The organism is Sorangium sp. So ce321, assembly GCF_051530195.1.
GTDB lineage: Bacteria > Myxococcota_A > Polyangia > Polyangiales > Polyangiaceae > Sorangium.
Genome location: NZ_CP150329.1, coordinates 3,305,475 through 3,315,706, shown reverse-complemented (window position 1 = coordinate 3,315,706; position 10,232 = coordinate 3,305,475). Strand labels below are relative to the sequence as shown.

Genomic DNA, 10,232 nt, shown 5'->3' with positions numbered 1-10,232 from the left:
CCAATTACCACGGTGGTCCGGGGGATGCTACTTCGGTCGTGGGTCGAGGTCAGAGCCCGTCGTTGTCCCTCGGGGTTCCTCCTGGCGAACGTCTGGGCTCGATCGGCACGCTACGCTCGGGCGCGACACCGGGTTCGTCCGAGTTCCCGGCCGTTCGCTCGTATCCGCCCAGCCAAGGGCATCGTGACCGTCCGGGCGGCGCCGGTTACCTCTCCCCTCGCGAAGGAGGAAGGGATGGCGACGAGGGTGGAGTGGGCCGAGCGGGTGGAGCGATGGGAGCGGAGCGGGCTGAGCGCCGAGAGTTTCGCACGGCGCGAGGGGTACAAACATAAGCAGCTGTACTGGTGGCGCTGGAAGCTGCGGGCTGACGGGGCCTCGCAGCTCTCGCCGCCGTCGTCGACCGAGCCGCCGCGGTTCCTGCCGGTGCACGTAGTGGCCGACGTGTCGCCGGTCGTGACTGAGCCGATCGAGATCGCGCTGCCCAACGGGCGTGATTCGACCCCGCCACGCTCGAGCGCGTGCTGGCGCTGGCGGCCGAGGAGACGCCGTGCTGACGCTGCCGCCGTCGGTGCGCGTCTACGTCGCGGCGGAGCCGGCTGACCTGAGGAAGAGCTTTGATGGTCTGTCGTCGCTGGTCGCGCAGCGCTTCGGAGCCGACCCGCTCTGTGGACATCTGTTCGTGTTCAGGAATCGGCGAGGCGACCAGATCCGTGTCTTGTTCTGGGATCGCACTGGATACGCCATATTTGCCAAGAAACTCGCTCGCGGCCGGTTTTACCTCGCCCGCGACCTGCCCAAGGGCGCCACTCACGTCGAGGTCGAGGCGGCCGAGCTGTCGCTGATGCTCGAAGGGCTCGACCTGTCCCAAGCCGTACGGCGCAAGCGCTGGAGGCCCGGCGGGAGAAATCTTGACGCCTCGAAGCAAGGCTTGATGGATGCGCGAGGCCTGCGTATCCAGCGCGCCTCGTGAGCCTTCCCCCGCAGCCCCGAGCAGCGCTCCCTGCCGATCTGGCGGATGTACGACGTAAGCTCGAGCAGCTCGCGGCAGCCGGGCAGATCCCGGAGCTGATCGAGCTCGTGCTCGGGCTTCTGGTGCAGCTGCGCGACAAGAACACGGCGCTGTCGGCGCGGCTGGCGAGCGCCCTGCGCGAGTTGTACGGACGTAAGAGCCAGAAGGTCTCCACCGAGCAGCTGATGCTGCTGTTCGCCGAGCTCGGGGCCGAAGCGCCGCAGGGGACGGCTGGCTCCGAGCCCGCGTCGGAGCTCGGCGCGGAAGCACCGCCGCAGCCGGAGCAGGGGCTGGTGCAGCAACCTCCTGAGCCGCCGAAGCCGCTACGGGGACACCGTGGGCGCGCGCCGCTTCCCGCACACTTGCCGCGCGAGACGCGCGTTGTGCCCGTCCCTGAGGCCGACCGGAAGTGCCCGCAGTGCGGCGCGGACAAGAAGTGCATTGGCCATCGTACGAGCGAGGTGCTCGAGTTCGTCCCTGCACAGTTCCGGATCATCGAGGAGCAGAGGGAGAAGCTCGCCTATCCGCGCTGCCCCGAGCAGGGAGTGACGACGGCAGACAGCGAGAAGGTGATGGATCGGGGGCGTCCGGGTCCGGGGCTGCTCGCGAGCATCATCGTGGAGAAGTTCGAGGACGCGATGCCGCTTTACCGGCAGGCGCAGCAGTACGCTCGCTTCGGCGTGTCGCTGTCGCCGTCGACGCTGGGAGAGTGGTCGGCCTTCGCGCTCGACGTGCTCACCCCCGTGGCCAAGAGGATCCAGGAGCGCGTGCTGGGCGCGTGCTACGTGCGCGCCGACGACACGGGCATGCGCGTGCTGGATCGGGATCATCCGGCCGGGGTGAAGCGAGGCCATATCTGGGCCTTCGTCGGGGCCGAGCTCGTGACGTTCGTGTACGCACCGGACTGGCAGCCAAAGCACCCAGCTGCGCTGCTGCAGGGCTTCACTGGCTATCTGCAGGGCGATGGCTACGCAGGCTACGCCGCGATGCTGCGCGGCGGCGACGACGGCGAGCGGATCGTGCCCGAGGAGCGCCGGCTCGGCTGTGGCATGCACATCCGCGCGAAGTTCGAGAAGGCGGCGCAGGGCGATGATGCGCGAGCCGCTGTGGCGCTTGCGTACTTCAAGGCCATCTACCGTATCGAGGCAGCCTGCAAAGCCGAAGCGCTGTCCATGGAGGCACGCCTGGCGCGACGGCAGGAGCTGTCGCTGCCCGTGGTCGACGAGCTGTACCAGTGGATTCACGAGCTGCATCTGCGGCTCGTGCCGAATACGCCACTTTACGTCGCAACTCAGGACGCCATCAACCAGGAGGCGGCGTGGCGGCGCTGCTTCACCGATGGGCGCCTCGAGATAGACAACGGTGAAGTCGAGCGGCAGCTAAGACGTGTAGCGCTCGGAAGAAAAAACTACTTATTCGCGGGCTCGGATGAGGGAGCGAAACGCCTCGCGGTCGGCTACACGCTCTTCGGCTCGTGCCGGATGCATGGAGCCAACCCGCTCGCCTGGGCGACGGACGTGATCGGCAAACTGCAGGCGGGCTGGCCGCGCGAACGGCTGGACGAACTGCTGCCCGCCGCCTGGGCGCAAGCGTCTCTCGCGTCTCCGGCTGCTGGCGACGCCGACGCATCCTGAGCGACGCCGACCTCGATCTTCGACCCGGCGGGGCAGAGCACCTCGCCGGTCCTCTCGTGCCCGCCCAGGTCCGACCGGGCCGTGGGTAGGCGCTGCCCCGCGCCCAGCATCGTCGACCCCGGCGAGAGCCGCAAGTGGCCACGACCATGGCGATGGGTGGCGGTTACCCTCCTCCGCGCGCACCCGGCTCCCGAGCTCGCGCGCGACCGCGGCCAAGGTCTGCGCCCCGGTCGGGTGCTGCTTGTTCGGCGCGCTGCTCGCCGTGGCCACGAACAGTCGACCGCCACCCGCCGCCTCGGCTGCGTAGTCCACGAGCGACCCGATCGGCGCCGCGAGTGCCTGCGCGCGGTCGGTCCACTCCGTCGTGTAGGTCGCGTCCGCGAGCACCACGGCCGCGACCTCGGCCCGGTCGCGCGGGTCGGCGAGCAGGCGCTTGACGATGTGCCCCCCGGCCGAGAAGGCCGCGAGCACCAGCGGCCCGGCCGGCAGCCGGAGCGCGCGCCGGCAGCCCGGGAGGCGTCGCCCATCTTCTCGCGCACGTAGCTCTCGGCCACCTGGAGGTCGGCCGACATGGCCGACAGCACGCTCGTTTCCTCGTCGCCGGCCTCCCACTTGGCCGAGAACTCCCGTCACGCGTCGAGCTGCCGGCGCACGTTCGGGAGCTTGTCTCCAACGCCCCAGGCGAGGAGCGCGTCCCAGCGCCGCCGGAGCTCGGCGTAGGTCTCCTTCGCCTTCTGCGAGACCCACCACGCGCCAACGTCGTCCTCTTCGTTCTTGCTCATCGCAGCACCTCCACGAGCCACGGCGGCAATGCGCCGCCGAGAAGCAGTTCCGAGCCCCGCGCGAGCTCGTCCACCAGGCCGACCTGCTCGCCGTCCCGAGTCGCCTTCCGGTGCACCGGCGCCCAGAGCTGCGACCAGTCCTTGTGGTCGTTGTCATGCACGCGGCCCGGCTCCTGCCAGACGCTGCCGTCCTCCCGCCGCAGGCCGTAGCTCACGGCCTGGCTCTCTCTGAGCCCCGGCTCGAGGATCCGCTCCTTCCAGGGGCCGTCGAGGAGCGCGGCGGACTTCGGCCCGATACGCTTGCTCCACTCGCGTGCCTGCGCCTCGAGCGTCGGGTAGCGGTCGACCAGCGGACGTAAGCCACGGGGGCGAGCGGCGCGAGATCACCCGCCGCGCTGCGGGGCGTGTCGCAGATCGAGCGTCTCGCCGGAGGCGATGCGGTCCTGGCAAACCGCGAGCACCTCCAGGAATGCCATCTTTTCCCGCACAGCGCGTCCGTCGCCCCGTTACGGTCCGAGCTCTTGCCATCGGGCCTATCCATTGTCCGTGAACTCGTCCTTCCAGCCCTCCACGGCCTCGGTGCCGTGGTCCTTGGAGGCGCAGCGTGCAGCAGGGCGTGCGTCGCCCGCTCGCCTGCGCTCCGGGGACGCGGTATTCTTGCCGAATGGCTGCCACAGACCCGACGCGATTGGCGGAGAACCTACGCTTGGCCTTCGAGCTGCACGACGCAGGTGTGGCACTGATGCGGCAGAATCTCCGGCGCCGGCTGCCCGAGGCGAGCGAGGAGGACATCGACATGCGTCTTGCCGACTGGCTAAGGGAGCGCCCCGGCGCCGAGTTTGGCGATGCAGAGGGGCGGCCTGTCCCCTGGCCGCGACGCGCCCCGTGAGCACGCTTCAGGACGCCCTCGGCCCAGGATCTCGTGGACATACGCATCCTGTTGGCGATAGCGCGGGATACGGACATCGCGATGGCGCGATCTGCCGTCGAACTCATCGATCGAAGGGGGTTCGCGCGAGGCCGGGATCTTCGCCGGCTCCTGGAGGACGTGCTGACCGCCTGACGGGTAGCGCGCTGGATCAGAGGATAAGGTCGCGCACCGCCGCCAACTTGAATTGAAATTCAGCCTGGAGCCTCTCGAGAGCCTCCGGCCAGAATTGAAATTCAACCCGGAGCCTCTCGAGACCTGCCGATAGAATTGAAATTCAGCCTGGAGCCTCTCGAGAGCCTCCGGCCAGAATTGAAATTCAACCCGGAGCCTCTCGAGACCTGCCGACAGGATTGAAATTCAACCCGGGAGCCTTCCAAGCACCTCCCAGCGAATCATTCCAGCACGGCGGCAGCCCCCTCCCTGGTGCGTCCATCCCCGTCCCCGAGCTGCGCCACGGGTCCCGCAAGGTGCGCACGCACGGCGCTCCAACCCCCGCGCGCACATCGCTCGCGGCCGGCTGGCGCATCGGTCTGTGGTCCTCCCGGCGGTTCGCGCAGCGCCTGTGCACCGCTCGCTGGCCGCCACCTCGTCGCGTCGGCGCCGCACGCTGCGGTCCGCGACCCGCACCAGGCGATCGAGGCCGCAACGCCATCCGCCTGCGGCTGCCCACTCATCAGGTGCGTAGCCAAAATCCCTCAGGATTTCGAGCACCCCCGGCAAGAATTGAACTTGCGACCTTCGGTTTAGGAAACCGCTGCTCTATCCACTGAGCTACGGGGGCAGGGGCAACAGCCGCTACGGGCGCCGGACCCTGGCACACCTCGCTTCACGCATCAAGCCAGATCCCCCGCCCACCTCTCGTCCAGCCCGCTCCCCCGCCGTCGCGCGCTCTCCGCCAGCCCCTGCCCCCCGCGCGCCGCGATCACTTCCACGGCTCGCCCCAGAGCGCCGCCCCGATCGCCAGCGCGATCCCGCCCCGCGCCAGCGCCGCCCGCAGCACCGCCGCGGCACGCTCGCGGTTCCCCCGCACCACCCGGGAGATCTGCCGCGTGCCCCGGTAGGCGTGGGTTGGCCTCACCACCTCGACCTGCACCTCTTCCCCGAGGCCGAGGTCGATCCTCTCCCCCATCCCCCGCCCGCCACCCGCAGCGCTCCTCCCCCTTCCGGTCTCTCCTTCCCCGAGCTCCCCGAGGTCCCCCACCCCGTCCTCTCCGAGCTCCACCTCGAGGTCTCCCGCCTCACCCCCCGCCCCCGCCGCCATCGGGCCCTGCGGCAGCGTCAGCACCCTCGCCAGCGCCACCGCGTCGACCACGAACAGCGCCCCCACCGTCGCGAGCCCCATCGCTGCCACGGCGCGCCCCAGCTCGGGCGCCACCGGCGCCCCGAAGAGGGCCCGCGCCGTCGGCACGGCCAGCGCGATCACCATCGAGGTCGCGGCCCACACGGCGCGCCGGTCGGCCCTCGCCACGATCGAGCCTGCGCGCGCCCTGCCGACGCGGTTCGCCGCGAGCAGCACCGCCGCGAGCGCCGGCACGAACGGCAGCGAGAAAACGGCGCCGAACGCCGCCCCGATGATCATCCCCGCCGGACCCAGCATGAGCCCGATGGTCATGCCATTCACGACGCCGGCCACGCCGATGGACCACAGCGCGAGCAGGCTCGCCGCGATCGGCCCCCGGCGGGTCCACCGTCCCGGGCCATCCATGCACGCCGCGTCGTCCCCCCACCCCGCGCCGGCGCTCGACGTCGCCGCCGCGCTCCCGGCCCCGACACCTCCGATCCGCCTGGTCAGGTAGCTGCCCAGCAGCGCCGCGACCACGGGCGTCACGCCCGCGAGCAGGTAGCGGGGCGCGTCGTCGGCGACGTGGAAGCTGTCCGCCGTGAGCCAGCCGCCCACGAGCCCGATGGCCCCGAACGGGACCACGAGCGACACAGGAGCATCGGGCGACATGGACTCGGACGTTGAACGCGGCATCCTGAAACCTCCGGCTCGTTCGTTCCCCTTCGACGCGCTTGCCCTCGGGAAGCTTCCAGCGCGCTGGCTCGCCGCCCGACCTTCCATCCAGCTCGCCCTGCGCCCCCTCAGCCCGCCCCCACCTGCGCGTGCGGGTAGTGGCTGAGCGCCACCAGGTTGCCCTCGGGATCGCGCGCGTACATCGAGTAAGCGCTCTCCCGCTCGATCGCCACGCCCGCCTCGGCCAGCCGGCGGCGCCACGCCTCCCGCTCGGACGGGCCGATCCCCAGGGCGACGCAGTGCCACCCTGGCGCCTCGTCCGCGCGCGTCGGCCCGGCGACCGCTGCCCGTTCCACGGCCAGAAAAGCGCCGCCCCCGAGCTCGAGCCACAACGACCGCGGCGCTCCGGCCTCATCCGTCCAGCGCCGAAGCACCGGCAACCCGAGGACGCCCGCGTAGAACCCCTCGGCCCGCTCCAGATCGCGCACGACCACGGCCAGGTGATGGACCGACAGCGACGGGAGCGGCTCGCTCATGCAGCGCCCTCATCTCAGCGCCTTTCGCGCGGCACCGCACCTGAAAAGCCGCGCGTCCCTCGCCTCGCCGGCGCCGGGCGCGCGACCGCCGCCGCGACCTCGCCGCCGCGACCTCGCCGCCGCGATCTCACCGCCGCGACCTGCCTTGCCCCGGCAGGGCGCCTCGTCTATGGTCCCGCTCGCGGACGCTCCGCTCGGGGAGTCGCACAGTCCGGTAGTGCACGAGCTTTGGGTGCTCGTTGTCGCGGGTTCAAATCCCGCCTCCCCGACCCTTTTCAACGAACCCCTTCCCCTCGCGAGCCCGGCGGGCCTCGGCCTTGCCCCAGGCGGGCCTCGGCCTTGCCGCTCGCCTCTCATCGCGCTCGCCCCGCCTGCGTCTTATTTGGCCCCCTCGGGCTCGCCACGCATAGTCCCCCCGATGTCGACGCACGGAAAGATCATGCTCGGCGCCTGCCTCTCCCTGTTCGTCCTCGCAGGGTGCGGCGGGCAGCAGGCGACGGGTCGAGCGGCGGCTCCGGCGCCGCGTGCGCCGAGCGCGGCCCCGGCCAAGCAGGCGGCGCCCGCTGGGCAGCTCGCCCGCGCCGACGTCGAGCGCGTCCTGGTGCAGGGACCGCCCTGGATCCTGCGGCGCGTGCCGGTCGAGGAGGTCATCCGGGCAGGCGCGTTCATCGGCTGGAAGATCCTCGCGCTGCCCCCGGACTGGAGCGGCATCGATCTCAAGCCGGGCGACGTCGTCACCCACGTGAACGGCACCGCGCTCGAGCGCCCTGACGACCTGTTCGCGGCCTATCGCGCGCTGGCCAGCGCGAACGAGCTCAAGATCGCGTACGAGCGCGAAGGCGCCGCGCGCGAGCTCGTCATGCCCATCTTCGGGCCCCCTTCCAGGGAGACCGTCCAGGCCTTCGAGAGCGACAGCCCGCCGCGCCGCCCCACCACGGCCCGGCCGCGGGGAACGACGGTGATCGAAGAGGAGACGGACAGCGGCACGTCGTTCGAGAGCGACGAGCTGTGAAGCCAGCGCCGGTCGCGGCGTCCCCCGCCGCGCCGGCGCCTCGACGCTCGCCAGCACCGACCGGCTCTCGCCAGCACCGACCGGCTCTCGCCAGCACCGACCGGCTCTCGCCAGCACCAGCCGGCGCTCCACCCCGCTCACCGGCCGGCGCCGCTCTTCCCACCGCGCCAGCGCCCCCGCGCCGGCGCCGGTCGCAACATCACATGTCGAGCGCCAGCCCCAGGACCCACGTCGACGTGCCGACGTGCATCTGCGGGCGCGAGCCGAGCCCGTCGAGGTTCGCGTACATCCACTCGCCAAACAGGTACGTATGGTTGATGCCCGTGGACTCGTCGAGCTGGGAGGAGGAGCGCCGGTCTAGCCAGTTCAGCGCCAGCGCCCCGCCGAGCGCGAGGTGCGTGCCCCAGGTGATGCCCTCTCCCGCCACGCCCTCGTGCTCCGCCGTGCCGGAGGCCTTCCCGGCGTACCACACCCCCATGCCGAGGCCTGCCTTCGCATAGGGCACGAAGGGGATGCCTGTCTTCCGCATCAGCTCATCGAACCGGACAACCGCGGACAGGTGCATGGGCATGACGGTGAGCGACGTATTCTCTGCCGACCGGTCGGCCGTGCCGGCGACGAACCCCTTGTCCGAGGCCGACGTGTACCCCCAGCCGAGCCCCGGCCCGATCGCGCCCACGTAGGGGATGCGAAGCGGCAGCCAGTCGAGCTCCAGGCCGAAGTAGAACAGGGAGCCATCCCCGAAGGTCGTCGCATAAGGGCCCGTCCCGCCCCCGGAGAACTCCTCGTCCACCTCGGGGGAGTAGGCGCCGAAGCGCACCTCGAACGCGAAGCTCTGAGGCGAGCCGTACCGCTCGCTGTTGTGGATGCTCGACCGGTCGGCCCGCCGCCAGTCGGTGTCGGGGGCGCGCACCTGCGCCGAGGCGGCGCTGGCGACGAGCAGCGCGGCGCCACCGGCGAGGCACGCCGCGGTGATCCGAGTGAAATGGAGTTTCATCCATGCTCCTGCGTGGAGGGGCGCGCGCGCCGCCGCCGAGTTCTGCGCCACATTCCCAGGGCAGCGCCGGCCACCATCGCGCCGAGTGGCACCGAGAGCCACCGGCCTGCCCCGACCGGCCCCGCGACACTGCAGAAGCCCCCGCCCGCCTGGCCCCCGGCCTCCCGGTACAGCTCGAAGAAGCTGTCCACGTCCACCGGCACCCCGCACGCAATATTCGAAAGCACGCCTGAATTGCCGACGCTGTCGTAGGCCGCGACGCCCACCGCGTAGGGGACGCCGTTCTGGAGGCCTTCCGCCTCACCCGCGCCGGTCTTTCCTGCGCTGCCGCATCGAGAGAGCGAGGGGTCCGGGACCTCCCCCGGAACGAGCTTCGTCGAGCCGCACGAGGAGCTGCCGCCCGCTGCCGTCGAGCCGGCGTCCACGCCGCCACCGGCACCGGCGTCCACGTCGCCTCCACCGCCTGTGGCGCCACCGCCGGTCCCCGTCGAGCTCACGATGCTGTCATCGCAGAAGAGGTAATGGCCGAGCGTATCCGCGTCATCCGACGGCGAGTACTCGACGATGAGCCGGGTATCGCCGCTACCTACCTTCACACCCTCCGGCGGTCTGGGGCCAAGCAGATCCACGTGGGTCTCGGTCCAAGTGGCAGCGTCGTCCGCCGCTACGGTTTCCTGCGTCTCCCTCAGGAGCATGAAGTGAAGCACCACTTTGCGCGCGCTGGTGCTCGAGCTGTTGTCCTTGCAGTCCGTGACGCCGAGGGCTTCCGCGATCTTCTTGGCAGGTACCTCGACGGCGTTGTCCTGCGTGAGGTCGGACTGCTCGCTGACGAACCTGCACAAACCGCTGCTGAGGCGCTCCCGGGGGTCCTTGCAGTCCGCCTCTTGGCTCGCCCAGATGGACAGCACATCGTCGCGCTGGTAGCTCCCCTGCGACAGCGTGACCTTGAACTTCAGACCGTTGTCCGTGAGGCAGTCCTGGTGGCTGATCCACAGCGGGAACTGCGAGCTCGGGCGCCGCTCATCCTCATTCATGCGCTCGACGACTGGACCGATCCCCAACGTCGCGCCGGCCCGGCTCGCACCCCCGGCGAGGGCCGCCGCCGCGAGGGCCCCCGCGCACAGCCTGGCCCGGAACCGCCGCCCTCGCGGCGGTGGCCCGAAGAGAAAGCTTGTCTTGTCCATGCGCGCGTCCTTTCAGCACAGCTCGTACCACGCCGCAAATACCTCGCACGGCCTTTCAAGTCAGGGGAAATCACGCGCACCGCCCCAGCCGGATGACGAGCTGGCCGGCGCAGCTCGCCGTTCCTGACAAGTTGTCAGCGGCACCTCCGCGCCGCCCGGCAGTGAAGCGCCGCCCGGCAGTGAAGCGCCGGCG

Annotated in this window: 11 protein-coding genes and 2 tRNA genes; 6 read left to right on the top strand and 7 right to left on the bottom strand. The window is 70.8% G+C overall.

What is annotated here, in order from left to right:
• Positions 1–24 precede the first annotated feature (24 nt).
• Genes tnpA through tnpC form a run of 3 tightly spaced genes read left to right on the top strand, consistent with a single transcriptional unit; the run spans position 25 to position 2,643 of the window.
• Positions 25–600, top strand: a complete 576-nt coding sequence (gene tnpA, locus WME89_RS12885) for an IS66 family insertion sequence element accessory protein TnpA (RefSeq protein ID WP_438009474.1) — start codon at positions 25–27, stop codon at positions 598–600.
• Complete coding sequence (tnpB, locus tag WME89_RS12880) at positions 548–970, top strand: IS66 family insertion sequence element accessory protein TnpB (RefSeq protein ID WP_437656511.1); 423 nt, start codon at positions 548–550, stop codon at positions 968–970. Before tnpA ends, tnpB begins: the two co-directional genes overlap by 53 nt.
• Entirely contained in the window at positions 967–2,643 is a 1,677-nt protein-coding gene (gene tnpC / locus WME89_RS12875; RefSeq protein ID WP_438009473.1) for an IS66 family transposase, read from the top strand. The genes tnpB and tnpC overlap by 4 nt, the downstream gene beginning before the upstream one ends.
• Before the next feature lie 629 nt (positions 2,644–3,272).
• Here the strand turns inward: tnpC and WME89_RS12870 are convergent.
• Both WME89_RS12870 and WME89_RS12865 read right to left on the bottom strand, forming a co-directional pair.
• Positions 3,273–3,425, bottom strand: coding sequence for a hypothetical protein (locus WME89_RS12870; protein WP_438009472.1), 153 nt, complete (start codon positions 3,423–3,425; stop codon positions 3,273–3,275).
• On the bottom strand, positions 3,422–3,640 hold the full coding sequence (locus WME89_RS12865) for a hypothetical protein (RefSeq protein WP_438009471.1): 219 nt from the start codon (positions 3,638–3,640) through the stop codon (positions 3,422–3,424). Before WME89_RS12865 ends, WME89_RS12870 begins: the two co-directional genes overlap by 4 nt.
• A 449-nt stretch (positions 3,641–4,089) precedes the next feature.
• Between WME89_RS12865 and WME89_RS12860 the strand changes: the two genes are divergently transcribed.
• A complete protein-coding gene (locus WME89_RS12860; RefSeq protein WP_129346731.1) occupies positions 4,090–4,314 on the top strand; it encodes a hypothetical protein in 225 nt (74 codons plus the stop codon).
• A gap of 750 nt (positions 4,315–5,064) precedes the next feature.
• On the opposite strand, the gene WME89_RS12855 is transcribed toward WME89_RS12860, so the two are convergent.
• The 3 genes from WME89_RS12855 to WME89_RS12845 all read right to left on the bottom strand — a co-directional run bounded on the left by WME89_RS12855 (position 5,065) and on the right by WME89_RS12845 (position 6,846).
• A tRNA-Arg gene (locus tag WME89_RS12855) sits at positions 5,065–5,137 on the bottom strand.
• A 141-nt stretch (positions 5,138–5,278) separates the two neighbouring features.
• On the bottom strand, positions 5,279–6,331 hold the full coding sequence (locus WME89_RS12850) for a hypothetical protein (RefSeq protein WP_438009470.1): 1,053 nt from the start codon (positions 6,329–6,331) through the stop codon (positions 5,279–5,281).
• Between the two features lie 107 nt (positions 6,332–6,438).
• The gene (locus WME89_RS12845) at positions 6,439–6,846 is read right to left on the bottom strand and encodes a VOC family protein (RefSeq protein ID WP_438009469.1); all 408 of its coding nucleotides are present in this window, start codon (positions 6,844–6,846) and stop codon (positions 6,439–6,441) included.
• Positions 6,847–7,041: 195 nt separating this feature from the next.
• Between WME89_RS12845 and WME89_RS12840 the strand changes: the two genes are divergently transcribed.
• Both WME89_RS12840 and WME89_RS12835 read left to right on the top strand, forming a co-directional pair.
• Positions 7,042–7,115, top strand: a tRNA-Pro gene (locus WME89_RS12840).
• 149 nt (positions 7,116–7,264) lie between these two features.
• Positions 7,265–7,858, top strand: a complete 594-nt coding sequence (locus WME89_RS12835; protein WP_438009468.1) for a serine protease — start codon at positions 7,265–7,267, stop codon at positions 7,856–7,858.
• Positions 7,859–8,057: 199 nt separating this feature from the next.
• Here WME89_RS12835 and WME89_RS12830 read toward each other — a convergent pair whose 3' ends face one another.
• Complete coding sequence (locus WME89_RS12830) at positions 8,058–8,855, bottom strand: MXAN_2562 family outer membrane beta-barrel protein (protein WP_438009467.1); 798 nt, start codon at positions 8,853–8,855, stop codon at positions 8,058–8,060.
• On the bottom strand, positions 8,852–10,039 hold the full coding sequence (locus WME89_RS12825; RefSeq protein WP_438009466.1) for a hypothetical protein: 1,188 nt from the start codon (positions 10,037–10,039) through the stop codon (positions 8,852–8,854). The genes WME89_RS12830 and WME89_RS12825 overlap by 4 nt, the downstream gene beginning before the upstream one ends.
• Positions 10,040–10,232 lie beyond the last annotated feature (193 nt).

Coding starts and splice junctions, on each gene's coding strand:
- tnpA (WP_438009474.1), top strand. CDS start 25: ATGCTACTTCGGTCGTGGGTCGAGGTCAGAGCCCGTCGTTGTCCCTCG.
- WME89_RS12870 (WP_438009472.1), bottom strand. CDS start 3,425: ATGAGCAAGAACGAAGAGGACGACGTTGGCGCGTGGTGGGTCTCGCAG.
- WME89_RS12860 (WP_129346731.1), top strand. CDS start 4,090: ATGGCTGCCACAGACCCGACGCGATTGGCGGAGAACCTACGCTTGGCC.
- WME89_RS12850 (WP_438009470.1), bottom strand. CDS start 6,331: ATGCCGCGTTCAACGTCCGAGTCCATGTCGCCCGATGCTCCTGTGTCG.
- WME89_RS12845 (WP_438009469.1), bottom strand. CDS start 6,846: ATGAGCGAGCCGCTCCCGTCGCTGTCGGTCCATCACCTGGCCGTGGTC.
- WME89_RS12835 (WP_438009468.1), top strand. CDS start 7,265: ATGTCGACGCACGGAAAGATCATGCTCGGCGCCTGCCTCTCCCTGTTC.
- WME89_RS12830 (WP_438009467.1), bottom strand. CDS start 8,855: ATGAAACTCCATTTCACTCGGATCACCGCGGCGTGCCTCGCCGGTGGC.
- WME89_RS12825 (WP_438009466.1), bottom strand. CDS start 10,039: ATGGACAAGACAAGCTTTCTCTTCGGGCCACCGCCGCGAGGGCGGCGG.